Below are 26688 nucleotides of genomic sequence, written 5' to 3'. Positions count from 1 at the left end.
AGTATACCAAAAAAAAGCCCAAAAGGCTTTTATTTTGTTTAGAGCTATTCTTATTTATTCCTCTTTTGACGCCATTTCCGCCGAACTTCCTCACGGTAGGAGGAGTTCCCAATAAAGCGGAGAATATTGAGCAAGGGAGTACGATTTGGTCCCAACACTCCGACTAGTTCAGCAAAGAGCTCCACCCCCAGAAGTAAGCCAATCATCAAGAGCACGCCCCCAATTCGACTGGAAACATTCAACAAGAGAGAAATCATGGCAAAGACCAGCGAAATTCCGTAGATAACCAGCACTGTCCCTCGGTGAGTCAGTCCCAAGGACAAGAGTCTATGATGGAGATGGTGCTTGTCAGGTGTGTAGAATTTCTGGCCAGATAGAGTACGGCGGATAATCGCCAGAAAAGTATCCGTAATCGGCACCCCTAAGATAATCATAGGAGTCACCACCGCAACAGCCGTCGCATTTTTCAGCCCTTGCAAAGACAAGACGGCAATCATAAAGCCAATGAAGAGAGCCCCCGTATCACCAAGATAGATGATAGCTGGATGGTAATTGTAAGGAAAAAAACCTGCAATCGACAAGACCAAAACGAAAATAGTCAAGGTCAGAAAGAGATTGTGCTGGGGCAAAAAGAAGTAAGAAACAATTCCCATCGTCACCAAGGAGATAATGGATACCCCGCTCACCAGGCCATCCAAACCGTCAATCAAATTAACTGCATTGGTGATAGAAATAATCCATACCACTGTCAAAATATAGGACAGCCAAGGCTCAAAATGCAGGAAAGGTCCGCCAAAAGGAATCTTAAAATCATCCAATCGGAAATCTGTCAGCCACCAGATTAGGCTGGCTGCTAGAACAATCCCACCCATTTTCAACATAGGCGACAGCTCTTTGATATCATCGACCAGGCCTGTAAAGGCAATAATCAAACCACCTAGAACGACTGGCCAAACATAATCAAAATAAGTCTGTCCAAAAAAATCTACAGCAACAATCTGCGGCATCAAGAGCAGAGTAGAGATAGAAAAAGCTGCTACTATCGCCAGCCCGCCACTGCTAGGCATGGGCTTTTTATTGATGCGGCGAGCATTGGGATAATCTACCGCACCAATCTTAAAGGCTAGGAGCCGAACCAAGGGTGTCAGAATCACCCCGATAAAAAAAGTTCCCAGCAATACCAAGATAAACTTTAATGGAAAAGTAATCATAGGCATTCAACCTTCTGCAGGCCGGAGACCGCATCTGTCACCAAAAGCAGATGACCGTGCTCCTGCAGCACCGCCCGAGTGATATCTGAATCATCTGCGAATTCACGCATCTTAGCCAAAAGCCAAGCTGGATAGCGCTCTGGGAAGCCTTCAACGTCTACCAAAATCGTCAAATAATAAGCTGAATCATACTTATAAAGCTCTGATAAGTCAATCTTATAGTCCACCGTCTGGGCAAAGGCCGCAGCAGCCTTGATATCTTCAAAACGCAGGATATAGTAAATGTAACGCTCTGCATTTTCTGCTGACTGCTCATCCACCGGCTCCTGAGAAAGTTGCGCCCCTTCCTCTGCTTCGGCTGTTTCCAAAGATTGGACTGCTTCTATGTCTTCCTTACTCTTTTCAAAAATGCTCTTTTCCAGTGTCTTGAGGAATTCATCTGGAGACATATGAGACAGCTCGTCCATGTCTGGCAGATCTGCCAAATCCTCAAAACTCAGATTCTTATCCAACTTAGACTTGGTAACAAAAACATCCACCTTATCTGGCTTAGGCGTCACACGGAAACTCAGCATGCCGCTGTCCAAAAAATTATCCGGCATTTCCAACTCATCTAAGATGGTATAGAAAAACTCTTCCGTCTTTTCTTGGGGAACCAAGAAATCGGCCATTTCCATGCCGCGCTCTTCCAAATCTTCCAGCTGAATCGTGATTTTTATGGTCGAATCACTAATCTGTTTCATTTCCATATCTCTACCTCATACACTTCTAGTCCTACTATTATACTAAAAAATCCCCCGTATTTCAAAAAATAGATAGTATCGCTCTGAAAATGGAAGTTGTTGGAAAGAAAAGATTCCTTACAAGAAAAAACTCTCAGAAAATTCTGAGAGCTTATTATTTCACTAGATGAGATAGTCAGAGAAACATTAAAATTACCTCTTTTATCCCATCAAGGCTTTGATTGCTGCATAAACCAGAAGCACGCCGCCTAGGCCAATCCGATATTTCCCAAAAATTGTAAAGTCATGCTTTTTGACGTAGTCTGTCAGGAAACGAATCACGACTAGACTGACACCGAAGGCCACCCCCATGGCAACCAAGAGCAAGAAGATTTGCCCAAATCCCAGACTGTTCCCATTCTTGATAAACTTAAGAATTTTCCAGCCACTAGCGCCAAACATAATGGGAATCCCTAGATAGAAAGTGAACTCTGTCACGACAGAACGGCTGACACCATTTAGGAGACCGCCGACAATGGTGGCACCAGAACGGCTAGTCCCAGGAAAGAGAGCTAGAATCTGAAAGAGACCAATTTGCAAGGCAGTCTTGTAAGGAAGAGAGGCCAAATCTGTCACAGCAGGCTCCTCATGCTCGCGCCTTTCCAGATAGATAAAAGCCGCCCCATAGACAATCAGCATCACTGACACAGAGACCAGATTATAGAAATGCGCTTCAAACCAATCATCCAAAAATAAGCCGATAACAGCAGCCGGCAAGGCTGCCACGACGACCTTAGCCCAAAGCTGCCAAGTCTTTTGAACCTGACGCGCTGATTTGCCTGGTTTAAAAGGGTTGAGCTTGTCAAAATAGATGACGACGACCGCCAAAATTGCTCCCAGCTGGATTACGACATTAAACATTTCCATAAAGGCTGGACTTTGATTCTTATACTGGATAAAATCTTGAATCAAAATCAAGTGACCTGTACTAGAAATCGGCAGCCATTCTGTGATTCCTTCGATGATACCGTAAATAATAGAGATAAAAATTTCAATGATGAACATAGAATACTCCTGAAACAAGGGTTTACTCAAGGAAAGTCGCATATAAATTCCCAAAGAGTATTAGGTCTTATTATATCACAATTTCAAGGCTAGGAAAAGCCAGTACGATAACTTTTCTGGCTAGCAGAGAGCTTGTCTATTAGAAAGCTCCACCGCCTCCGCCACCTCCGCCGCCGGAGAACCCACCACCTGAACTTCCGCCAGATGAGACAGAGAAATTGCTGGCTGTGGTGGCTACATGGCCGTAGTTTGAGAAACTGTGCATGCTGCTATAGAAGGCATAGTGCAGGTTAGCCTGAACATAGCTGTCCATAGATGGATTTTCCAAGTGAATCTGACGCAGAGTCATGACACGGCTGACACGATCTGCATAGCCAAAGAGAGTCGCATAGACCAAGAGACGGTTCCAAAGGATAATGCCTTCGATTTCCGTCTTGTCCAGATGGGCAATATCTCGTAGCATATTGGAAAAACTTCTCCACAGATAGTAATCATGCGCGCCTTCTTCATTCAGGACGCCATCTCTCCAATAAAACTGTGACTTACTAGCAAAAATGCAAATCATAACAAGTCCCACCAGTGCTAAAGGAATATATATCCAGATAAGACTTTCAAAAGCGGCCATATAGACAAACAAAACTCCAAGAGAGAACAACAAAACAGCACTAGCTAGAATGATGGCAGTAATCAGCAATCTCTTTTCCTGAACTTTAAGAGGCCGGTAGTGACCAAAGAGACCCAAACGCTTGCCTTCAGATCGCACTTCTTTAGATAAGGAGCGCAAACTGTTAGTAAATAAGGACTTGATATTACTACCAATGTTTCGGATATAGGACTCATCCGCAGAAGACTTGTGCTTATAAATATCTTCTGAAATTTGATAGGCTGAAAATAGATCTTTCACACTGGCTTGGGATTGCTTGTTGAAAGCCATGCCCAGAAAACGTCTCTCAAAGTCCGCTAGCCCATCATAGGTCGCTATTTGCAGAACAGGATTTTCAGCATCTCCCTGCAGGAGGAGATTGCCCCTATCCAGCAAGTCTAACAGAGTCGCCTGAACCATGTTTTCAAAGTTCAGCGCTGCCTTGCCGCCCCTTGTTGGGTCGACATCCTCCATGTCTACCGCGTAAATATTTTCCGCCAAGACAAGGGGAGCCAAGTCCTGAGGCGCCTCATATAGACGGGCATTCTTGGGATAAGACTGCTTAGGCTTAATCTTCTGGGTAAAGACAAAATAAAGAATAGCCGCTGCAAGGATGGCACATATAAGCAGCAAGGGTATATAAATTTCTCCTAGCTGCCGGTAAAAGACCGTCTTGCGGGCAATCTTTTCTTCTTGAGCTTTAAAGGTTAGCAAGTAGTCGCTCTCATCTTCATTCTGGGACACAAGAGAGACCGCTTGTCGATCCCAATAGCCGTGGAGCTCGACATTATCGCCCGAGCCAATTCCATTGAGTTTGACCAGATAGTCAGTGCCATCCTTATCCACTAAAGGCTGGGTACCAAAGTAGCCACTATGAGCAAAGAGCTCACTCTTATCTGGATTGCTCAAGCCAGAAACTGTCAAGACGACCTCATCTATCCCCTGGTCCCAGTCGCTGATAGGAGTCCAGTTGAGTTCAGCAATATCCCTGTGAAGAAAAAGGAGATTTCTCAACTGCCAGGTCACAGTGACTATGACTCGGTCACCATCGTAGCCTGAATTATAGATTTTGACCTCATAACCATCGCCCAAATCTTTGATTTCTGGTCTAAAGTCCACATCAGTCTCACCATTGGTCAGAATCGAAACTGTCGGATTCCCATCAATGGCAAAGCCATTGGGCATCTTTCCAGCAGAGCCCAGCGAAACAATCTGACCATTATAGTCGTCATTAAACTTGTAGGTCACTTTCTCTGTGTAGGTAGCTGTATTGTCCTCACGCAGGGCCAGATCGCCTTGATAGGATTCAATATCATAGTCAACAGCCGAGACAACCTGACCAAAACAAAGACAGGAAAATAAAACCAACAGAAGATAAAAATATCGTTTCATACTCAACCTCTCTTTACAGATATTTTGTTCTATTATATCATTTTTATCAAGTAAGGGCTTACTAGGATTGAAAAGAGTAGCAATTTTCGATAGAATAGGAAGAACTATTATTAGATAAGCAGGAGAATCCCATGAAGAAATTATTACTCACTTTATTTACAGCCCTCCTGGTCACCTTAGGAACGGTCCATGTTATTCAGGCCGATGACTACCTGAGAATCGGTATGGAGGCAGCCTACGCTCCCTTCAACTGGACTCAGGATGATGATTCCAACGGTGCTGTAAAAATCGAAGGCACCAACCAATATGCCAACGGATACGATGTGCAGATTGCCAAAAAAATTGCACAAGAGATGGGTAAGGAACCTCTGGTTGTCAAGACTTCTTGGAACGGCTTAATTCCTGCTCTGACCTCTGGCAAGATTGATATGATTATTGCTGGTATGAGTCCGACTGCCGAGCGGAAAAAGGAAATCGCCTTTTCCAACAGTTACTACACCAGCGAGCCAGTTCTCCTAGTTCGTAAAGATGGAAAATATGCATCCGCTAAGACTCTAGAAGACTTCAAAGACGCTAAAATCACCTCCCAGCAAGGAGTTTATCTCTACAATCTCATTGACCAGCTGCCTGGCGCAAAAAAAGAAACAGCTATGGGCGATTTTGCTCAGATGCGTCAAGCCTTGGAATCTGGGGTTATTGATGGCTATATCTCTGAGCGGCCAGAAGCTTTGACTGCTGAGACTGCCAACTCCAACTTTAAAATGATTCAATTTGAGAAAGGCTTTGAAGTTGGCGAAGAGGATGCTTCCATTGCCATTGGGATGCGCAAGGATGACGACCGTATCGAGCAAGCCAATGCAGCTATCGCTAAGATTACCACCAATGACCAAGTCAAGCTGATGGATGAGATGATTCAGAAACAGCCTGTTGATACGGATAGTGAAGCAGCTAAGGAATCATTCTTCAGTCAAGTAGCTAAGATTCTAGCTGAAAACTGGCCGCAATTCCTACGCGGAGCTGGTTTGACTCTACTCATTTCGATTACAGGGACCATCGCAGGTCTCATCATCGGACTGCTGATTGGCGTTTTTCGGACGGCACCAGCTTCTAAGAATAAACTCTTAGCATCACTGCAAAAAATCTTCGGCTGGTTCTTAAATGTTTATATTGAGATTTTCCGCGGAACTCCAATGATTGTTCAGTCCATGGTTATCTACTACGGAACTGCCCAGGCTTTTGGAATTTCTATCGACCGGACTATCGCTGCCATTTTCATCGTCTCCATCAACACCGGAGCTTATATGAGTGAGATTGTCCGCGGTGGTATCTTTGCCGTTGACAAGGGGCAATTCGAGGCCGCAACAGCACTGGGTATGACTCACGGCCAGACCATGCGCAAGATTGTACTGCCTCAGGTTGTCCGCAATATTCTGCCCGCAACTGGTAATGAATTTGTCATCAACATCAAGGATACATCCGTGTTGAACGTTATCTCAGTGGTTGAGCTTTATTTCTCTGGAAATACCATCGCTACCCAAACCTACCAATACTTCCAAACCTTTACCATCATCGCTGTAATCTACTTTGTCCTGACATTCAGCGTGACACGCATCCTGCGCTATGTTGAAAAACGCTTTGACACAGATAACTACACGACAGGTGCCAATCAAATGCAGACAGGAGAAGTGAAATCATGACAGAAACTATTCTAGAAATTAAAAACCTCAAAAAGTCCTACGGTGAAAACCAAGTCCTCAAGGACATCTCCCTCACTGTTCATAAAGGAGAAGTGATTTCCATCATCGGCAGCTCTGGCAGCGGAAAGTCAACCTTCCTGCGTTCCATTAACCTTCTGGAAACGCCAACCGGCGGTCAGATTTTCTACCGCGGCAAGAATGTCCTGGACGAGAATTACGACTTGACCCATTACCGTGAAAAACTGGGCATGGTCTTTCAGTCTTTCAATCTCTTTGAAAATCTTAATGTCCTGGAAAATACCATCGTCGCTCAGACAACAGTTCTGAAAAAAGAACGGTCAGAAGCCGAAAAAATTGCCAAAGAAAACCTCAACAAGGTTGGAATGGGCGAGCAATACTGGCAGGCCAAGCCTAAGCAACTCTCAGGCGGTCAGAAGCAGCGGGTCGCTATTGCCCGCGCCCTCTCCATGAATCCTGATGCTATCCTCTTTGACGAGCCAACTTCAGCCCTCGACCCTGAAATGGTTGGTGAAGTTCTGAAAATCATGAAAGAACTGGCTCAGGAAGGGCTGACTATGATTGTCGTGACCCACGAAATGGAATTTGCCCGTGATGTTTCCAGCCGTGTCATCTTTATGGATAAGGGCGTCATCGCTGAAGCTGGCAGTCCGCAGGATATCTTCACAAATCCAAAAGAAGAAAGAACCAAAGAATTCTTGCAACGCTTCCTCAGCTAAATTACTTCTATTTTCAAAAGCAAAAAGGAATCTGGAACTAAGTCCAGATTCCTTTTTTTATTTAATGAGCAATATCAGTTGCACGATTTTGAAGTTTAGTCTTCAAATTTTTCATGGTTTTTGTCGTAGAAATCAATCAAGCCAAGAGCTGTTTCAAAAGAGATATTTTTCACTTTTGCACGTCCTTGAGCAAGAGCAATGATAGACATTTCACGTGCATTTGTTTCTTTACTAATACGGTAACCGGTGATCTTCTTATCACGTACCCAACTAACAACAGATTCTACTTTCTCGAAATTAGATTTAGCCATTTCTTACTCCTCTCTATTCTAGCTACATCAACTACTATAATTGTTTTTATACAGTTTGTCAACTTAAACAAACCAAATTCGAACAAATTAAATAATTCTGAATTTTCTTTACTTAGCTTTGAGGGCTGAAAGTATCTGAGTCCGAATACTTTCGACACCTTCTGGATTTGCTGGAAGGAAGATGGTATTATTACCCGAACTATCTGCAAAATTATTCAGCGTATCCAGGTACTGATTGGTCAAAAGAATCGACATAATCTGCTCTTCTGTCAACTCAATATTGGCTCCCTTCAATTCCTTGATGGAGTCTGCCAAACCATCCACAATGGCCTTCCGCTGCTCAGCGATACCAACACCATGCAGGCGGTCTTTCTCAGCTTCTGCAGAGGCAGCTGTCACAATCTTAATCTTATCCGCTTCAGCCAATTCCTGAGCAGCCACACGCTTACGCTGCGCCGCATTGATTTCGTTCATAGACTGTTTAACTTCAGCATCCGGCTCAACCTTGGTAATCAGAGTTTTGACAATAATGTAACCATAGGTCGACATTTCTTCTGCCACCTGCTTTTGGACCTCTAGGGCAATTTCGTCCTTCTTTTCAAAGAGCTCATCCAAGGTCAGTTTTGGAACGGAGGAACGAAGGGCATCTTCAATATAGGACTTAATCTGTGCTTCTGGCCGCATAAGTTTGTAATAAGCGTCAATCACGTTGTTTTCATTTACACGATACTGGGTCGCAACATTCATAGTTACGAAAACATTATCCTGTGTCTTGGTCTCAACGATAATCTCGCTCTGCAGCAAACGCAGCTGAACGCGAGCCGCTATCTTGTCAATCCCTAAAGGAAGGCGGAAATTGATACCGCTGCTGCTGGTTTTGTGATAGCGTCCAAAACGCTCAATGATTGCCACAGATTGCTGACGAACCACATAGACTGCACTAAGCAGCAAGAATATAAAGATTACAATCAATATAATAAAGAAAAATGGAATAAAAAACATGTTCAAGCCTCCTTGATTCACTATAGTATATTCTAACATATTTAATTTGCAGTTTCAAACGAAAGCATACAAATTAGGCTAAAATATATTTACAATTAGACAAGCATATTGTAGAGTGTTTCATTCCCGTTCAGATTGATAAAGGACGGATCGAACTGCTCAATACGGTTAATCAAAGAAGCATAATCATGCTTATCTGCCAGTGAAATACCAATCAAAACTGGTCCTGTTCCCTTACTTGCCCGCTTGATATATTCAAAACGAGTGATGTCGTCATTGGGTCCTAAAATATCATTCACGAATTCACGCAAGGCACCTGGACGCTGCGGGAAGTTAACCACAAAATAGTGCTTAATACCATCATAAATAAGCGCCCGTTCTTCCATCTCTGGCATACGGTTGATGTCATTATTACCACCTGAGATAATGCAACAGATAGTTTTCCCCTTGATGTACTCGCTCAGAACTTCCAAAGCAGCAACACTTGCAGCACCAGCTGGCTCTGCGACAATCCCTTGCTTGGAGTATAGGTCAATGATGGTCTCTGAAATAAGCCCTTCATCTACACCGATAAGATTTTGAACATTCTTTTGTGTAACCTCATAGGTTGACGCACCGACCTTCTGAACTGCGATGCCGTCAGCAAATTTGTCGATTTCTTTAAGCTTGACCGGACCTCCAGCTTCAAAGGCTGCTTTCATACTGCGGGCACCGTTGGCTTCCACACCAATAACTTCGATAGTTGGCTGACCTTCTTTGATATAGGTTGAGACTCCTGATATCAGGCCGCCGCCACCAACTGGTACCAAAACTGCATCAAAAATAATAGCTTCTCTCTTGGCCTCATCTAAGATTTCATAGGCTACAGTCCCTTGACCAGCTTGGACATCTTCATTGTCAAAAGGATCGATAAAGGTGCGATTTTCAGCCTTAGTATAATCAAGCGCTGCCTTGGCCGAAGCATCAAAGGTATCTCCAACCAATTTAATTTCCACAAATTCACCGCCAAAGAAGCGAACCTGTCCAATCTTCTGCTGAGGGGTCGTGATGGGCATAAAAATAGTTGCTGGAATTTTCATTTCCTTACAAGTATAGGCCACTCCTTGGGCGTGATTGCCCGCAGAAGCACAGACAACCCCACGCTGGCGCTCCTCTTCGCTAAGTTGAGAAATAGCGTAATAAGCCCCACGGAGTTTAAAAGAGCGCACCCGCTGCATATTTTCTTTCTTTAGGTAAATCTTAGCCTGGTACTTCTCTGACAAATAGTGATCGTAGTCAAGCGGTGTATTGACTACCACGTCTTTTAACACTTTATGAGCATGCGTGATATCTTTTGCTCTGAGCATGTTTCTTCCTTCCCTGTTTTTTCAGTTTATTCTCTATCAAGCAAAACAAGGGGCTGGGAATTCGCATTCCAACCCCTAATGTCTTATCTGCTCTTTATCTTAATTATAAATCTTGAAGGCATCGTCGTCGTTTTTACCAACGAATGGCATTGCTTTACGCAATTCTGCACCGACCTTTTCAATCTCCAGATTAGCAGCTTGCTCACGGTAAGCAGTCAGTTTTGGACGACCAGCTTTATAGTCGTCAACGAAGTCATTAGCAAATTTACCGTTTTGAATATCAGCCAAGACCGCTTTCATGTTTTCTTTGACTTGCTCAGTAATCACGCGCGGACCAGAGACATAGTCACCATATTCAGCTGTATTTGAGATAGATTGACGCATCTTCTTGAAGCCACCTTCATAGATCAAGTCGACAATCAGTTTCATTTCATGCAGCACTTCAAAGTAAGCCAATTCTGGTGCATAGCCTGCTTCAGTCAGAACTTCAAATCCTGCTTCAATCAGGGCAGTCAAACCACCACAAAGCACAGCTTGTTCACCAAAGAGATCTTCTTCTGTTTCTTCTTTATAAGTTGTTTCAAGAAGTCCAACACGAGCTGAACCAACACCTTTACACCAGTCCATTGCGATGTCTTTGGCATTTCCAGTAGCATCTTGGTAAACTGCATACAGAGCTGGCACACCAAAGCCTTCTTCGAAAGTACGGCGAACCAAGTGACCAGGGCCTTTCGGTGCACACATAAAGACATCTACATCGGCAGGAACTTTGATAAACTCAAAATGGATATTGAAACCATGAGCAAAACCAACAGCATTGCCAGCTTCCAGATTTGGAGCGATTTCTGCTTCATACAAATCTCTTTGGATTTCATCTGGAGCCAAAATCATGATGACATCAGCCAACTTAGCAGCTTCTGCTACTGTATAAGTATCAAAGCCATCTTCTTTAGCCTTGTCAAATGACTTACCAGGTCGAACACCGATAATCACATCGTGGCCTGTATCACGCAAGTTTTGCGCATGGGCATGACCTTGTGATCCATAGCCGATTACGGCAATTTTCTTACCGTCAAGTGCTGCTACTTTTACATCTTTTTCGTATTCCATTGTTACTGCCATAAGTTTTACTCTCTTTTCTATTTTTCTTGCCTGTTAGGCGGTTTTAACAAATTAAAGGTTTGATTTAATCTCGGGTAAAGCCTGTTGCTCCAGTCCGAGCAATATTTTTAATACCATATGGGCGAATGACTCGAAGCAAGGCTTCGCTCTTCTCCGCATCACCGGTCATCTGAATGGTAATAGAGCTAGGTGCTACATCCACAACTGTCGCCCGGAATGGCTGGATAATAGACAGAATCTCTGCCCGCTTATCAGCTGGAGCCGAGACCTTAACCAGAATCACTTCACGCTCCAAATGAGGGCGGTCCGTGATATCTCGAACCCGAATCACATCAATCTGACGATTGAGCTGCTTGATAATCTGCTCAACCTCTGCCAACGAAGCCACATCAATGATAATGGTGATACGGGATACTTCTGGATTTTCCGTCGTTCCGACTGAGATACTCTCGATATTAACCTGACGTCTGGAAAGAACACCTGTGAAGCGGTTTAGAACACCCGAACGGTTTTGGAGTTTAGCTGTCAACATTCTACGCATGGAACTTCACCCCCAACATCTCATGATTGCTCTTGCCGGCCGGCACCATTGGAAGAACATGCTCCTTGCGAGAGATATCCACCTCGATAAACATTGGTATATCGTCTTTAAGGACTTCCAAATCCTGAACAATAGTCTCCGGATTGTCAAATTTATAAGCTTTAACACCATAGGCCTGAGCCATGAGCTGGAAATCTGGCAAAGTTTCAAAGACAGACTCAGAGGTACGACCATCATAGAAAGCTTCCTGCCACTGGCGCACCATACCTAGCGAATGATTATTGAGCATGATGACCTTAATCGGAATCTTATAGATATTGAGAATAGCCATCTCTTGGTTTGTCATTTGATAGCCACCATCTCCGACAAAGAGCACCACTTCCTTATCCGGATTGGCAATTTTAGCTCCAATCGCTGCAGGCACACCAAAGCCCATGGTTCCCAGACCGCCAGAAGTTACCAGTTGACGCTCGTTTTTATAAGGATAATATTGGGCGGCCCACATTTGGTGCTGACCGACGTCTGTTACAACGATGGCATCACCCTTGGTCAGCTCACCCACGCGCTCAATGACAGCCTGAGGCTGTACGACACGTTCTTTCTTATCATATGAGCGAACCCGCTCCTTGTCCTGCGTTACTTTTTCAATCCACTTGCTGGTATTATTATGCATCTGCTCTTCATTTAGCAACATCTGCAGGGCTTTCTTAGCATCCCCTACGATAGGGATGTCCACACTGATAATCTTTCCAATTTCCGCTGGGTCAATATCAATATGTGCTACTTTAGCGTTCTTGGCAAAGGTTTTCGGATTACCAGTCAGACGGTCATCAAAGCGGCAACCGATACTAATCATAAAGTCGGCCTCAGTCATGGCAATATTGGCCGCAAAAGAACCGTGCATCCCACCCATACCTAAGAACAAAGGATGGTCTGTCGCAATGGTCCCTTGCCCCAACAAGGTAGTGACTACTGGAATCTGATACCGCTCTGCCAAAGCAACCAGCTCTGTTGCTGCCTCGGCATAACTAATACCGCCTCCTGAAAGCAGAACCGGCTTTTTAGCCTTAGAAATCTGCTTGATAATCTTCTTAATCTGCAATTCATTGGGCTCAATAGTCGGCTGGTAACTCGGCAGATGCAACTTGCTATCGTAGATAAAGTCTGTTTCCAGAGCGGAGACATCTTTAGGCAAATCAATAACGACTGGCCCAGGACGACCTGTCGTCGCAATGTGAATAGCTTCTGTAATAATACGCGGAATGTCTGCCGTCTCCCGAACCTGATAATTGTACTTGGTAATAGGAGTCGTAATCCCAACAATATCCGCTTCCTGAAAAGCATCTTTACCGATTCCGGCCTTGGCTACCTGACCAGTAAAGACTAAAAGGGGGACGCTATCACTCATGGCATCAGCAATGCCGGTAATGGCATTAGTCGCTCCCGGACCGCTGGTCACAACTGCAACTCCGATTTTCCCAGTAGACTTAGCATAGCCTTCTGCTTCGTGAACACAGCCTTGCTCATGGCGGCCTAGGATGTGACGGATGCCTTCAAAACTATAAATAGCATCATAAAGCGGCAGTACAGCGCCGCCGGGATAGCCAAAAATCGTATCAACACCAAGATTTTTCAAGGTTTCCAACACAAGCTCCGAACCTGTCTTAGGAGTTTCTAATTTGATTTTCTCCATTCTTCCCCTTTCATTTATTTACAATTTTCTAAAAATTCAAAAAGCTTTCTACTATGATAACATTTTTGAAAAAAATTGCAAGCCGCTAGTTAATTTTTTTCTTGATTTTTTATCTAAATCCGAATGTTTTTCAAAAAAAGATAAAAAGTCAGAACTATATCTATAGTACTGACCTTTCATTAGAATTATTAGCTCTCAAATGTTCCGTTTATGGGAAAGCTACCGCTCTTCATCTTTTCTACAAAACTGAGTATGCCAGCTATAACCAGCCTTTCTCTTGCCCGATTCGGACGGCTTCTGTTCGATTTTCAGCATCTAGCTTGGTCAAAATAGCAGACATATAGTTACGAACCGTTCCATTTGACAGGTAGAGTTTTTCAGCAATTTCTTTATTGGACAGGCCAGTCGCCGCAGCTTGCAGGACTAGCCTCTCCTGCTGAGAGAGAGGGTTCCTACTGGTCATTAGCACCTCCATCAATTCCGGCGAATATTCCTTTTGCCCATCTAGAACGGTATGGATGGTCTTCATCAAATCCGCAATGCTGCGCTCTTTGAGCACATAAGCATCTACATCCGCCTTAACAGCTCGCTCAAAGTAGCCCGGTCGCTTGAAGGTTGTGACGATGATGACCTTGATGTTGGGTCGATTGGCCTTGACCCATTCGAGAACGTCTAGGCCGGTTTGGTGGGGCATTTCCACGTCCAAAATAGCTACATCAACAGTTTCTGAGCTAAGACAGTCAATGGCCTTCTGCCCATCTGCGGCCTGATAGACTTCTTTGACATCTGGCTGCAGCTGCAAGAGCTGAGCTAAGGCATCTCTCAGCATACTTTGATCTTCTGCTAACAAAAGTTTCATGCTTCCTTCCCTCCGTATGGCAATTCAATTCGAATCCATGTTGGATCTTGGCTGCTAAGAATCTCAAGCCTTCCTGACAAGGCGGACAGTCGCTCCCGAATACTATGCAACTCCCGACCGGTCAGCTTCTGAAAACCACAGCCATCATCCTGAATGTCTAAAACAAGTTTTTCCTCATTCTTTACCAAAGAAAAATTGCTCTTTTTAGCCTTGGCATGCTTGATGATATTGGTCGCTGCCTCCAGTAAGATCATACTAATCGTTGACTGCTGACTCGGTGGGATACTGGCAACATTGAGCTGGTTATCTATTTTTACCTGAACGCCGCTCATCTCCAGCATGGCTCGAATGGTCACTAGTTCCTCGTCCAGCGTCCGATTCTTTAGATCATTAATAATCCGCCGAACATCAGCCATGGACTTCTTGCTGATCTCTTGCACTTCCTGCAGTTCTTTTGCTGCCTTGTCATAGGCTTCCATCTGTAAAAACTGTTGAGCCAGCTCCGCCTTAACACTGAGCATAGCAAAGGTATGTCCTAGACTATCATGTAAGTCGCGACCAATCCGATTGCGCTCATTTTCTGCCAGGAAAAGATTCAGCTGGGCATTTTGCTTGATCTTTTCTTCCTTGATTCGCTCTGTCGTCTGAATCCGATAGAGACCAAAGGTCATACCATCCGAAAAGAGAAAGATTACAATATAGAAAAGCAACTCTGTTGGACCAACATTGCCCATCAAATAATTAGTTAGTACAATAGCAGGCTGCAAGGCGATAAAGGTCAAAAAGCGCCAGGATTTAAAAGAAATATCATCCAGTTCGTAAATGAGTATATTAGATAGATAAAAAATGTACCAAGTAAAACCTGTATTTAACCAGACAGAACTATAATAAATGTAAGCAATCAAGAGCCACCAAGAAAAGAACTGGATGAGGCGATGGTTACTTAGCAAAACTGCATAGTAAGCCATAACAAAAATAGCTGTCCAGAGCAAGAGGAAAAGCGGGTATTCCCCGCTGATTACTCCCGCCACTGGAAAGATGATAAAGACCAGCGCAATATGAAACATATAGTGGACTTGTTTAAGCTTTTCCCACATGCTTTTATTTTACCTCAATTCGCTTTTTGAGCTGCAGCACAAGAATGCTGACCAAAACCGTATAAATCAGAACAATCAAAGCTGCCTTGCCATTGAACTGATGGTGTTCTAGATAAGAAGACACAACCTGCATCAGTTGATAACTTGGCGTCAACTTACCGATTGGCTGGAGCCATTTTGGGAACATAGTCAGAGGGAACCATAGACCGCCCAGAACAGCCAGTGCCATATAGACGATATTGCCCACTACAGACATGAGCTGAGCACTTGGCAAGAGACTGACCAATACACCCATGGCAATAAAGACCACACTTCCTACCAGAAGTATCAAGGCAATAAGAAGCCAGTCCACCATTGGCAGATTAACCCCACGAACAAAATGCCCAATCGAGAAGACTACGATAATAGAAAGCATAAAAGTCAACAAAGTACTGCAAAGTTTTGATATATAGTATTTTACCATAGAAATTGGCGAGTGCTGAATCATTTTTTGCCAGTTGTTATTTTTATCAGACTGTAAAGTGCTTGGAATACTAAAGAAGGCACTAGACATGATACTAAAAAGAGTCATAGAGAAGAGGTATCCTCGAAGCACAGGTTCAGGCGTATCACTTCCAGACATCATTCCTGAGAAAATCAGGTAAAAGACGCTGGGCAGACCAATAGACAAGAGATAATAAGCAGCCTGCCGTTTCATCAAAATCAACTCAATCTTCATAAGACTTACCATATTTTTCATGATTACTCTCCTATTCTTGTGTCGTTTCAAAAATACTATCTAAGAGAGTACGGTTACGTACTTCAATCTCTTCGATTGTACAGCCGTGTTCCTGCAGAACCTGCCAGACCTGTCCAGCATCTCTAGTCGCAAAAGATAAAGCCTTTTGCTTGATTTCTAAATCAGTCACATTATCCAGCTTTTCCAGCACAGACTGATAAGTCAGCGGCAAGGTAAAGTGTTTTTCCTGCTCCTCACTGCGCATGGCATAAGGCGTCGTGTCCCGAATCAACTCACCCTTGTGCAGCACCAAAATCCGGTCTGCCGTATGCTCGACTTCTTCGATATAGTGAGAGGAGTAAACGATGGTCACTCCCTGCTGCTTGAGCTGATTAACAATTTCCCAGAAATGCTGACGAGTGGAGGTGTCCATAGCTGAAGTCGGTTCGTCCAAGAACAGAATCTTAGGACGACCAACCAGGCTTAAGACAAAAGAGAAGAGACGTTTTTGTCCACCAGACAGCTTGCTGGCCAACTGATTCTTTTGCTTATCTGTAAATTGCAACAAATCATCAATTTCTTGATCAGACAGACTATTTGGATAAATTGCTTGGAAGAACGTCAAGAGTTCCTTGACTTTCAAATCCTCCACCACTGTATTTTCCTGTGGTAAAATCGCTACCGACTGCTTGAGATGATTGTCAGTTGGTTTGAGCCCCTGAATCCTTGCCTGGCCTGCTGTCAGAAACTTATCACCCAGCAAACAATCCATGAGAGTCGTTTTCCCTGCTCCGTTGGGACCAATCAAGGCTACACAGTCACCTTGGGAGATTTCAAAGGAAATATCCTTTAAAATCTCCTTACCGCGAATGCTTTTAGAAAGCTTCTTTACTTCAATCAGTTCCATTTTGCTCCTCCTTTGATTTGATAAGCCTCATGTGCATCTTTCCTTTATTTTTCAAAAGGCGAAAGAAGAACGAAGGCCAAATGCTGTCTGAATTATTACAGCAACCTTTTATCATTTTGTTAACTATATTATAAGGCAAAGAAATTTTTCCTACTAGTTGATTTTGTCACCGACTGACATGACAAATGTCACTATTCCGCTTTTTGAACCCAAAGCTAGCAAATATTGGAATAATTTTTTTGTATCCCTTCTGCATGAAGACACAAAAAAAGCCGGTCACTCTCGTTGAGAGGAACCGACTAGTTGTATGTCTGTTGCAATTTAGATAGAAACTGAACTTAAAGTAACTTAATCTAAAAATTTTTTCAATAAATTAACTACTCAATTTGTAAGATGAGAGACCAACGCTTTTTAAACTTTAGCTCTGTCCCTCTTCTTTGAGACCGTTGAGCTTCAGACTCAGAATAAACATCTCAGGTGTAATATCCTTAATGTCCTTCAGTCCAAAACCTTGGAAGAAACTGTTCTTTTCCACTTCTTCGACATTGACCTTTTGCAAATCAATTTCAATCAAGGTCTGCAATTTCTTCTCTGCTGTAACTGAATAATCAATATTAACACCTTCCAAGCTCTTAGCTGCTACATAGTTTGAATCAGACTGCATTCCTTCACGAATGATAGTCGTCATCTCCTCTGGAGTCAAAGTAGCTGATGCCGCACTGGCTTCTTCTGGCAAGGAAGTGAGCAATTCCATACGAAGATTCAAGATTTTCTTGCCCTGATAAGTAATTGTATCACGATGATGAATTTCTTCAATGTCTCCGACTAACGTTTTAGAGATAATCTCTGTACTTTCAGAAGAAGAACTGGATGACTTGCTGGAGCTGGAGCTAGAGCTAGATTTAGTCCGCCTAGAGGAAGCTGCTGATTCAGAAGAATGTCTAGGACGATGCTTGCTGAAGTTAGGAAACACACAGCCCGTCAAGAGTACCGAAGCAGAAATAACAAGAATGAAAAATTTTTTCATAGTTCACCTTTTTTACTTTTTATTTGTTACAGTATAACATAATACCAGTTTCTTGTCTAAGTATTTTCCACAAAATGACAAAAGGCAACCTTTCGATTGCCTTTTTATGCTATTCAACACTAAAAATATATGGATAAACCGGCTGACTGCCCTGATGAATTTCTACTTCTACATCCTCGAATTGTTCCATTAAATCTTGAGCAAGACTGCTAGCTAACTCTTCGCTACCGTCTTCACCGATATAGATAGAGACTATCTCGCTGTCTTCATTGAGCATCTTGCTGAACGTTTCTTTCAAAGCTGTCAGCATATCTGGATTAGAAACAACAATCTTACCATTCACCATACCTAGGTTGTCATTCTCATGAATTTCTAAGCCATCAATGGTCGTATCGCGAACCGCAGTCGTCACGCTACCGCTAACTACTTCTGCCAAGGCTGCAGTCATACGCTCTTGGTTTTCCTCAATAGTCTTGCTGCCATCAAAAGCTAGGAGACTGGTCAAACCTTGAGGAATGGTGCGAGTCTCAATCACTGCTGCAGGCTGTTCAATCACTTCTGCTGCAGACTGGGCTGCCATGAAGATGTTTTTATTATTTGGCAAGATAATGATATTACGAGCATTGACTTGCTCCACAGCTTTGATAAAGTCTTCTGTAGATGGGTTCATGGTTTGCCCGCCAGAGATGATGTAGTCAACTCCTTGAGCCTTAAAGATTTCAGCCAAGCCATCACCAGCCACTACAGCGATAATCGCATATTCTTTTTCTTGAGCCGGCTTAGCTGAGCGCTCTTCCTTTTCAACCTGTGCTTCGTGCTGGTTGCGCATATTGTCAACCTTGACCTTGACCAGACTACCATACTTGAGACCTTCCTGCATAACCAATCCTGGATCTTCAGTATGGACATGGACTTTGACGATTTCATCATCGTTGACTACCAACAGGGAATCTCCCAAATCGTTTAGGTAGTTGCGGAACTCATCATAATCAAAATCTTTTACATAGGTTGGTCCTGTTTTAAGAGCCACCATGATTTCTGTACAATAGCCGAAAGTGATGTCTTCTGTCGCCACATGGCCAGCTACAGACTTATGATGCTCAGCATTGATCATCTCAGACATGGTCGCAGGTGTCGCCACAAAGTCCTCAGAAGCGATATATTCGCCTGTAAGAGCAGACAAGAAACCTTCGTAGATAAAGACCAACCCTTGACCGCCAGAATCCACAACACCGACTTCTTTCAGAACCGGCAGCATATCCGGTGTCTTGGCCAGAGCAGCCTTGGCTCCTTCAAGAGCCGCCTTCATAACTTCTACAGCGTCATTAGTGACTTCAGCTTTCTTCTTGGCTCCGATAGCCGCACCGCGGGAAACAGTCAAAATCGTTCCCTCAACCGGCTTCATAACTGCCTTGTAAGCTACTTCTACACCAGACTGAAAGGCCAGAGCAAGATCTTCACCAGTCAGCTCTTCAAGCTCTTTCACACTTTGAGAAAAACCGCGGAAAAGCTGGGAAGTGATAACGCCTGAGTTACCACGCGCGCCCATCAAAAGACCTTTCGCAAAGATACCTGCTGCTTCGCCAACTGTTGAAGCAGACTTGTCCGCCACTTCCTTGGCGCCATTTTCAATGGTCATGCCCATGTTGGTCCCTGTATCTCCGTCTGGAACCGGGAAGACATTCAAAGAGTTTACATATTCAGCCTGTTTATTTAAGCGAGTAGATGCTGCCTGCACCATTTCTTGGAATAAACTAGTAGTAATATTTGCCACGATTATTCTCCTACGACTTTAATATTTTGGATATAAACATTCACTGCATGGGCAGTAATTCCGAGCTTGTTTTCCAAACTGAACTTAACACGCTCTTGGATGTTTTTGGAAACTTCGCTGATTTTGACTCCATAGCTTAACACAGTGTAGACATCAACTGCGATATCACCTTCATCAGTCGCTTTCACAACCACGCCCTTAGCATAGTTTTCTTTTCCTAAAAGGGCTTGAAAATTATCCTTGATTGCGTTTTTGCTGGCCATGCCAACTACACCAAAAATTTCAGTCGCTGCACCACCGACGATTGTCGCAATCACATCATCAGTCAGCTCAATTTGACCATCTTTTGTATTAATTTTCACAGTCATAATTTGTACCTCAAAAGTATTTTATAGTTTATTCTACCATATTTTATACAGGGTGTAAAAGAGGAAGGGTCTAAATCAACTGTCTAGGCGGAAATTCCCAAGCAAAAAAAGGACGGAAAATTTCCATCCTTTTTAAATAAAGATTAAACGCGTTCAACTTTACCTGATTTAAGGGCACGAGCTGAAGCCCAAACTTTTTTAGGTTTACCGTCAATCAAAACAGTAACTTTTTGAAGATTTGGTTTAACAGCGCGTTTTGTTTGGTTCATCGCGTGAGAGCGGTTGTTTCCTGACACAGTCTTACGACCAGTAAAGTAACATACTTTAGCCATTGATACTTATCCTCCTGATTAGTTTAAGGTGTTTTACCACATACTTATAAAGTCTACCATACTTTACCGAGTTTGGCAAGAGCTAGTTCCCAAGTTTTGCAAATAATCACCTTTTTAAAACAAGAAATAATTAGATATAAATCACTTTCAAATGACCGAAAGCCACGCTGCCTTCTAAATAGAGCGTTTTTTCTTTTTCACTGGTATCGCGAACTTGAGAAACACCGCCAAAAGCACAAGCAACCTTGCTGACAACCTGCCAAGAGCTTGGAACAAAGAGAGTGGCATTACCAAAAGCAACTTCCACTTTAAAAGTCGCTGAATCCCCAGCTATCTTAGCGTTGTCAAAGTAAACCTTGGCACTACCAAAAGAGCAAGTCAGCTCATCATAGCTAAAATTGTCCTTATTGACATAACGGGTGCCTGAGCCAAAGACAATGCCTTCGCCACCAATTTCTTCGCCAGAAAAATGTTTAGAAAAATGCCTTAATTTCCATTTTTTGCTAGGTTTGACCAAGAAATTGACACCGATACAGGCTAGAATACCAGCAAAACTAACTGCGCTTGCTGAGATATTGGGCAAGAGGTCGTAAGTGCTATTAGCAATGATAAAAGCGATAATGGCAAAGATAAAACCTAGCGGAATGTTGCCAGAATAGAAGCTCTCCGCTGAAAAATAGACAAAGCCCATAATGACCAACAAAGGCCAAACATTGATGTGAATAACGGGAATCCCGAAATTCCCCTGCAAAAGTACCCAAGCTGCTAGAAGTAAGCAAGCCAGTCCTAATATTGTTTTTCTCATGATGTTACCTCGTTTCGTTTAACTTTTCTTTTAAAATTTGATAATAGTGCCTAGACACATACACTTCCTTATGGGTATCGTAGAAACGGACGCTGCTACTGCCCGAAAAGGATTTTTCCAGCGAGTAAATCGCCTTACTATTGATAATGCTGGATTTGGATATGCGACAAAAATAATAGGGCAGGCGGTCTTCCAACTCATAGAGCTTGTGCTTGACTTCATAAGCATCCTCACGCGTATGAGCAAAAATCTTGCTACCGTCAGTCTCGAAAAAGAGAATATTGTCAATATCCAGAAAATATTCGCTAGCTCCCTTATAAAAAATAATGGGCGGTGCCGTTGCTTGCTCCAGAGCTTGCTGAATTTGCTCGAGCTGAGCATCAAATCGAGCAGCCCTGATGACAATCTCTACTTCCGCTAAATCCGAATCCAGTTCTACTCGAATTTTCATTGCTACCTCCTTTACTTTCTACGTTTATTATATCAGTTTCAAAATGAGAAACAAGGCTTTTTCAGTAAGTGGTAGATTTTGGGCGGTAAGTGGTTTGCTGCTAACATTGACAAGAATCAAACATCAAAAAACCGGGTCTCGTCCCGGTTTTTTGACAATATAAGGAAAAGGAATTAGTTTTTCTTGTTTTTAGAGGCTTTTGATGACGGAGTGGAAGTCTTAGATACAGATTGTTTAGAGTCAGTTTTAGACTTACCAAAATTTCTGATTTTATCTATTGGAGTCGTTAGGGCTTTCCCAGCTTTTTTCGCTCCTCCTGCAGCTCCTTTAAAGTCACCTATATAATCTGTAGTAGTTCTATAAATATCTTTCATCATATTAGCACTCTTAACTACGTCCCTTTCTTCCCATGCTTTACCAAATTCTGTCATGTATGCTTTGAAAGAATTCCATCGATTAGACATTCGTTCTAACGCTTCATTTTCAACCATCTTGGCTTCTGGACTATAAGGAATGCCTTGTGAGTAGTTAAATCCTGTGCTTAGCAATAGAGCAGCATCTTGAACTTCTTGCTTATCTGCAACTTTGGTAATAGCTCTTGCAGACTTAGTGACTTGATCTATTGCTTTCTTCCCTCTTGAAGACGCAAATGTTCCTATCGCATAGCCAGCATTTTTAAGCATTTTCATGTTTTCACTGTCTGTTGATTTCTTTTTGGTTGAATTTTCAATAAAAGTGTCTAAGTCTTTTTTCTTACCTTCTACATATTTATTAAACTTCTCTGGATATAAACTAAATCCGCCAACAGCAGTCGTCTCTTTGGCCGCCTTCTTTGCCTCTTTTTCTGACGCTGGGGTTTTAAAGAAGTCTCTTTTAATACCATTTGTCAGTGGATCAAAATAGTCCCCAATTTGCTTCTCGATTTCGTTAGATATTTTACTCAGTTTTTTAGTATCCCTATCTTGAAACGCTTTATAAACTTCTTGTTTTAGTTTATGATAACCTGGACTAGGCTCTGTCTTTTTCTCCTTCTCCGCCATAATAGCAGCCATATCCCTCATATCAACAGCAGTAGGGGGCAAGCCATTTGCAGCATTTAAACCAATACTAAGCATTCTTGAAGTAGAGCCAACTCCTGGTTTGTCTGCAAATTTATTAACATTATTTACTACAGCAGTTGCCCCATCTAATGCGAGATTTCCACCTACCACACCTAAATATGCTAACTCATTAGAAGAGGCTCGAATCGCTGCAAGTCTAGAGGATGAGCTAGCTGCCATGTTATCTATCGCAGCTCCAACATAACCTAAGTCTTTGAAACGTCTATCATCTTTGACTTCAAAATCATTTGTCAAATGCTGTTTAGCAGATTTATTCATAGCATTTCTGTAATTATTTATATCCCTGTTAAACTCGTATTGAAATCTTTCAGATAACGCTTTGGGATCCGAGGTCATTCTGTGGTAAGTAGCACCCGGCCCTGCAAACATCGCACCTGCTTGATAGTAGTCTTCTGGTGTTCGACTAAAAGTTTGAGATAAGCCTAAGTCAACCGTCGTTGGAAGAGTTTGGTTAGTGAGTACGTCCTCTGTAGCTAAAGGATTGTTAAAAAGGGTTGAAGTGGGCTTACTTTCGCTGACCCATTGCCAATCTCCGTCTAAAAACGAACCCGGCAATTGATTTTTTCCTGTTGCTGACAGAGAGGATGCATAGTCTAAAGCAAAGCCTGGGAGTCCTTCCTTACTCGTGGTTGTCTGCTTGAAGCCTGCCCAATCAGCCAAAGCCTCTGACATCGTTGGGGTGTTAACAGTTTTTGACTTCTCAGAGATATCAATCTGCTTCCAATCACCCTCGACTGGATTAAAGCCAGACCATTGATTTACTGGTGACGTGCTAACAAAGTCCTCTGTAGGTTTTGTTGCAGAAAGAGTATATTCACCCTCCAATTGAGAGAGACTTGCTGTTCTTGATGCAGCATCCTGAACACTGGCCCAATCACCAAGTGTCAAATCACTTAGAGAGTTACTTTTGTTGGAAAGCTGGCTTCCAAACGCATCGGTTACACGAGTCCAGTCTCCTGTTGTAAAATCATCTGTTGCCGTGGTAGCTGACGAAGCCGAATTGTTGAAAGAATCATTGATTCTAGACCAATTATCTGCCTCCAAATCACTATAAGCAGCGCTTGTCGACGTTTTATTGTCAGTAAAATCTGATACATGCGACCAGTCACCTGCTGTAAAGTCGTTCAGACCTAAGTCGCTTGTTGAAAATTCATCGCTTGATGAATCAGATACTTTTGACCAATCGCCTGAAGTAAAGTCACTCACTGTCTTGCTGGTTGACGAAACATTATCAGCCAAGGTATCAGATGTTCGAGACCAATCACCTGTATCAAAATCACTAAAAGAGTTGGAAATCTCGGAAGATTTCTTAGCAGCTGAGTCGTTGGTGCTCGTCCAATTTCCTGCGCTCAAATCTGCAGAACTTGTATTGCCGTCAGAAATGCTAGACCAGCTTCCAGAACTATAATTGTTGCCCGATGAAATAGCATCACCAAAGCTAGAAAAGTCACTGTTGTCCTTAGACGAACTGGCATCTCCAATACTGGACCAATTCCCAGAACTATCTGACAATCCAAAGATACTATTCGAAGTAGAGTTTCCAAGACTATCATTATCTGAAGTAGAATAGCCACCAAAGCTGGTAGAATCTGAAGAGCTAAAACTTCCAGAATCTGAGAAACCTAGACTATCACTATTTGAAGTGGAGGAGCCATAACTACCGGAGTCCGAGGTACTGGAGCCAAAACCGCCAGAGTCCGAGGAACTTGAACCGAAACCACCAGAGTCCGAAGAACTTGAACCAAAACCGCCAGAGTCCGAGGAGCTTGAACCGAAACTGTCGGAATCCGAAGAATTGGAGCCAAAGCTACTGGAGTCCGAAGAACCTGAACCGAATCCGCCAGAGTCCGAGGAGCTTGAACCAAAACCACCGGAGTCCGAGGTACTGGAGCCAAAACCGCCGGAATCTGAGGAGCTGGAACCGAAACCACCGGAATTCGAAGTACTGGAACCAAAGCTTCCAGAGTCTGAAGAGTTTGAATCTAAACTGCCGGAATCCGAAATACTGGAACCAAAGCTTCCAGAGTCTGAAGAGTTTGAACCGAAACTGCCGGAATCCGAAGAGCTAGAGCCAAAACCACCGGAGTCCGAAGAATCTGAACCGAAACCACCGGAGTCCGAAGAATCTGAACCGAATCCGCCGGAATCCGAAGTACTGGAGCCAAAACCGCCAGAATCTGAGGAACCTGAACCACCATCATAAGCCTGAACCTGCCCAACGTGGACAAACACAGCGCTCAACAAAATCAAAAGCATTAGTCTTTTCTTCACAAATGCTCCTCCTTTCTTTTTTTACTATTCTAATATACCATAATTTTATTATAGGCTGCTGAGTTTTTTTGCCATGTAAAAATATTTTAAAGACCTTGAAATATTATGTCATATATAATTGACACCTTGTCCAGTAAAAAAGAAACCTTGCTTTTACAAGATTTCTAAGACCTATTTATACCCCCTGCAGGGAATTTTCTTATTAACCCAAATTTGTATTATATAGTGCTGCTCTTAAATTTGTGATAAAAATAATATCAAGCAGTACCTAAAAATTCCTGGTAAAGATACATATTGGGTTTCGAACCATAAAAAACCTAAGCGTGTATCACTCCAACTGTCTAAAAATAAGCTTAATGCTTCTAACTTCTTCTTAAGTAGGATATAAAAAAATTATCTTTCGCTTGATGAACTAGAAAAAGCTACTGTAGATTATAGTGTTTTCTACAAAAAACGAATTAAAAGGACCGAATCCTGTTCAATATAGAATTCAATCCTTTCAATAATTATTGGTTCAGCTTTGAAATCTTAGTATAGAAACCTAGTCTTTCGATAAGATGTCAAAGAAGATTATTTTTCCTGACTATTACTAGCTCCTTCGGAGCCCTCCTTTTGTCCCCCTCTCATTCCTTGAATTATTCCAAATAGCGAGGGAATGCGATCTTCTTTTTCTCCAGTAATGGGATTATAACCTGTCGTACCGATAACAACATCTAAAGGCTCTACATCTGTTTTAGATCCAACAATATTATTTGCAATAATAGCAATTCGACCAACAGATTCAGGCAGAGGAGAACTATCAGGAACAGCATCAGTTCCTGATAAAGTCTCTCCAGTAAGTCCAATGTAGACATTATTTGCTACATTATGAGTTAAATTATCAGCAATTATACCGATGTATCGTGCACCCGTTTCGCTTGTTCTAATCACCCCTGTTCCAAGAACCGGAGAAGTTCCTTGTGCTATATTATAATTTAAAGATCCGATAGGGGTTAGAACTTCTTCAGGCACTGGCTGAGGATCAGGAGTCACGTATGTTCCCAACTCAGTAAACGTCACTCCAGCCAATTTTCCAAATGTGCCATCAAATACATCATAAACTTCTTCTCCAACAATACCCAAAAGAGTCGTTGGAGTAGAAAAAGGCTTTCCAGTTTCTGTCCCCCACATATTAGGGTTCCTTCTTTCTTCTGCATTTGTTGTATTTGTTGCAGAGACAGTGTAATCAGCCTCCAAGGGAGAGTAATTACCCCAAGCATCGTTTCCCAAAACATTGAAAGTTTCATTTGAATCAACTGCCAAACCGCTACCAAGGTCAACAGAAGATTCGGATCCAGTTATATCGGCTGGTTTATCCGAAACGAAACTGCCTAAGCTGTCCGGATTAGCTGTCAAACCATTGCCTGCGGAAGCCGCAGTGCTTGATTCAGTTGCCGAATCTATCGAATTAGGCTTGTCAGAGCTTGCCGAGTTTAT

General features: G+C 42.8%; 25 protein-coding genes and 1 pseudogene. 2 read left to right on the top strand and 24 right to left on the bottom strand.

What is annotated here, in order from left to right; all coding sequences use genetic code 11:
• Positions 1-50: 50 nt before the first annotated feature.
• From QZ169_RS06925 to QZ169_RS06910, 4 genes are all read right to left on the bottom strand, one after another.
• Entirely contained in the window at positions 51-1217 is a 1167-nt protein-coding gene (locus QZ169_RS06925) for a glycosyltransferase family 4 protein (RefSeq protein WP_002911768.1), read from the bottom strand.
• Positions 1208-1960 carry an adaptor protein MecA gene (gene mecA / locus QZ169_RS06920; RefSeq protein WP_023917187.1) on the bottom strand — a complete coding sequence of 251 codons (753 nt, stop codon included), beginning with the start codon at positions 1958-1960 and terminating at the stop codon, positions 1208-1210. The genes QZ169_RS06925 and mecA overlap by 10 nt, the downstream gene beginning before the upstream one ends.
• Before the next feature lie 195 nt (positions 1961-2155).
• Entirely contained in the window at positions 2156-2998 is an 843-nt protein-coding gene (locus tag QZ169_RS06915; protein WP_048774115.1) for an undecaprenyl-diphosphate phosphatase, read from the bottom strand.
• Between the two features lie 139 nt (positions 2999-3137).
• Positions 3138-5033 carry a DUF2207 domain-containing protein gene (locus QZ169_RS06910; RefSeq protein WP_295505662.1) on the bottom strand — a complete coding sequence of 632 codons (1896 nt, stop codon included), beginning with the start codon at positions 5031-5033 and terminating at the stop codon, positions 3138-3140.
• Between the two features lie 131 nt (positions 5034-5164).
• On the opposite strand from QZ169_RS06910, the gene QZ169_RS06905 reads away from it, so the two are divergent.
• Entirely contained in the window at positions 5165-6730 is a 1566-nt protein-coding gene (locus tag QZ169_RS06905; RefSeq protein ID WP_295505660.1) for an ABC transporter substrate-binding protein/permease, read from the top strand.
• Entirely contained in the window at positions 6727-7467 is a 741-nt protein-coding gene (locus QZ169_RS06900; RefSeq protein WP_002893646.1) for an amino acid ABC transporter ATP-binding protein, read from the top strand. The genes QZ169_RS06905 and QZ169_RS06900 overlap by 4 nt, the downstream gene beginning before the upstream one ends.
• A gap of 95 nt (positions 7468-7562) precedes the next feature.
• Here QZ169_RS06900 and QZ169_RS06895 read toward each other — a convergent pair whose 3' ends face one another.
• The 20 genes and pseudogenes from QZ169_RS06895 to QZ169_RS06800 all read right to left on the bottom strand — a co-directional run.
• Complete coding sequence (locus QZ169_RS06895; protein WP_002893653.1) at positions 7563-7778, bottom strand: hypothetical protein; 216 nt, start codon at positions 7776-7778, stop codon at positions 7563-7565.
• Between the two features lie 108 nt (positions 7779-7886).
• A complete protein-coding gene (locus tag QZ169_RS06890) occupies positions 7887-8819 on the bottom strand; it encodes an SPFH domain-containing protein (protein ID WP_295505658.1) in 933 nt (310 codons plus the stop codon).
• A 56-nt stretch (positions 8820-8875) separates the two neighbouring features.
• A complete protein-coding gene (gene ilvA / locus QZ169_RS06885) occupies positions 8876-10126 on the bottom strand; it encodes a threonine ammonia-lyase IlvA (RefSeq protein WP_295505656.1) in 1251 nt (416 codons plus the stop codon).
• A 99-nt stretch (positions 10127-10225) separates the two neighbouring features.
• Positions 10226-11248 (bottom strand): ketol-acid reductoisomerase, encoded by a 1023-nt coding sequence (ilvC, locus tag QZ169_RS06880; RefSeq protein ID WP_002898885.1) that lies wholly within the window; start codon positions 11246-11248, stop codon positions 10226-10228.
• Between the two features lie 64 nt (positions 11249-11312).
• Positions 11313-11789, bottom strand: a complete 477-nt coding sequence (gene ilvN, locus QZ169_RS06875) for an acetolactate synthase small subunit (protein WP_002893659.1) — start codon at positions 11787-11789, stop codon at positions 11313-11315.
• Positions 11782-13482 (bottom strand): acetolactate synthase large subunit, encoded by a 1701-nt coding sequence (locus QZ169_RS06870; RefSeq protein ID WP_295505654.1) that lies wholly within the window; start codon positions 13480-13482, stop codon positions 11782-11784. Before QZ169_RS06870 ends, ilvN begins: the two co-directional genes overlap by 8 nt.
• A 259-nt stretch (positions 13483-13741) precedes the next feature.
• The gene (locus tag QZ169_RS06865; RefSeq protein WP_049541467.1) at positions 13742-14341 is read right to left on the bottom strand and encodes a response regulator transcription factor; all 600 of its coding nucleotides are present in this window, start codon (positions 14339-14341) and stop codon (positions 13742-13744) included.
• On the bottom strand, positions 14338-15438 hold the full coding sequence (locus QZ169_RS06860) for a sensor histidine kinase (protein ID WP_293834892.1): 1101 nt from the start codon (positions 15436-15438) through the stop codon (positions 14338-14340). Before QZ169_RS06860 ends, QZ169_RS06865 begins: the two co-directional genes overlap by 4 nt.
• Positions 15439-15442: 4 nt before the next feature.
• The gene (locus QZ169_RS06855) at positions 15443-16177 is read right to left on the bottom strand and encodes an ABC transporter permease (protein ID WP_270654736.1); all 735 of its coding nucleotides are present in this window, start codon (positions 16175-16177) and stop codon (positions 15443-15445) included.
• 10 nt (positions 16178-16187) lie between these two features.
• Positions 16188-17063, bottom strand: a complete 876-nt coding sequence (locus tag QZ169_RS06850) for an ABC transporter ATP-binding protein (protein ID WP_295505648.1) — start codon at positions 17061-17063, stop codon at positions 16188-16190.
• A gap of 418 nt (positions 17064-17481) precedes the next feature.
• A complete protein-coding gene (locus QZ169_RS06845; RefSeq protein WP_002916409.1) occupies positions 17482-18090 on the bottom strand; it encodes an SP0191 family lipoprotein in 609 nt (202 codons plus the stop codon).
• A 109-nt stretch (positions 18091-18199) separates the two neighbouring features.
• Positions 18200-19864: a DAK2 domain-containing protein gene (locus tag QZ169_RS06840; RefSeq protein WP_295505646.1), complete on the bottom strand. Its 1665-nt coding sequence runs from the start codon at positions 19862-19864 to the stop codon at positions 18200-18202.
• A 2-nt stretch (positions 19865-19866) separates the two neighbouring features.
• Entirely contained in the window at positions 19867-20232 is a 366-nt protein-coding gene (locus QZ169_RS06835; RefSeq protein WP_002893676.1) for an Asp23/Gls24 family envelope stress response protein, read from the bottom strand.
• 143 nt (positions 20233-20375) lie between these two features.
• Entirely contained in the window at positions 20376-20564 is a 189-nt protein-coding gene (gene rpmB / locus QZ169_RS06830; protein ID WP_001140948.1) for a 50S ribosomal protein L28, read from the bottom strand.
• A gap of 130 nt (positions 20565-20694) precedes the next feature.
• Positions 20695-21369 (bottom strand): LiaF transmembrane domain-containing protein, encoded by a 675-nt coding sequence (locus tag QZ169_RS06825; protein ID WP_002908050.1) that lies wholly within the window; start codon positions 21367-21369, stop codon positions 20695-20697.
• 4 nt (positions 21370-21373) lie between these two features.
• Positions 21374-21820 (bottom strand): LytTR family DNA-binding domain-containing protein, encoded by a 447-nt coding sequence (locus tag QZ169_RS06820; RefSeq protein ID WP_002908049.1) that lies wholly within the window; start codon positions 21818-21820, stop codon positions 21374-21376.
• Positions 21821-21993: 173 nt separating this feature from the next.
• Positions 21994-24453 (bottom strand): hypothetical protein, encoded by a 2460-nt coding sequence (locus QZ169_RS06815; RefSeq protein ID WP_295505642.1) that lies wholly within the window; start codon positions 24451-24453, stop codon positions 21994-21996.
• Positions 24454-24563: 110 nt separating this feature from the next.
• Positions 24564-24896 carry a hypothetical protein gene (locus QZ169_RS06810; RefSeq protein WP_295505639.1) on the bottom strand — a complete coding sequence of 111 codons (333 nt, stop codon included), beginning with the start codon at positions 24894-24896 and terminating at the stop codon, positions 24564-24566.
• Positions 24897-24923: 27 nt separating this feature from the next.
• Positions 24924-25142, bottom strand: coding sequence for a hypothetical protein (locus tag QZ169_RS06805; protein WP_295505637.1), 219 nt, complete (start codon positions 25140-25142; stop codon positions 24924-24926).
• Between the two features lie 640 nt (positions 25143-25782).
• Positions 25783-26688 (bottom strand): annotated as a pseudogene (locus QZ169_RS06800) (hypothetical protein); the annotation flags it as partial.

Origin of the sequence: uncultured Streptococcus sp. (assembly GCF_905372115.1) — a bacterium.
Lineage (GTDB): Bacteria > Bacillota > Bacilli > Lactobacillales > Streptococcaceae > Streptococcus.
The sequence above is the reverse complement of the archived record's forward strand: the minus strand, read 5'-3'. Positions and strand labels throughout refer to the sequence as shown.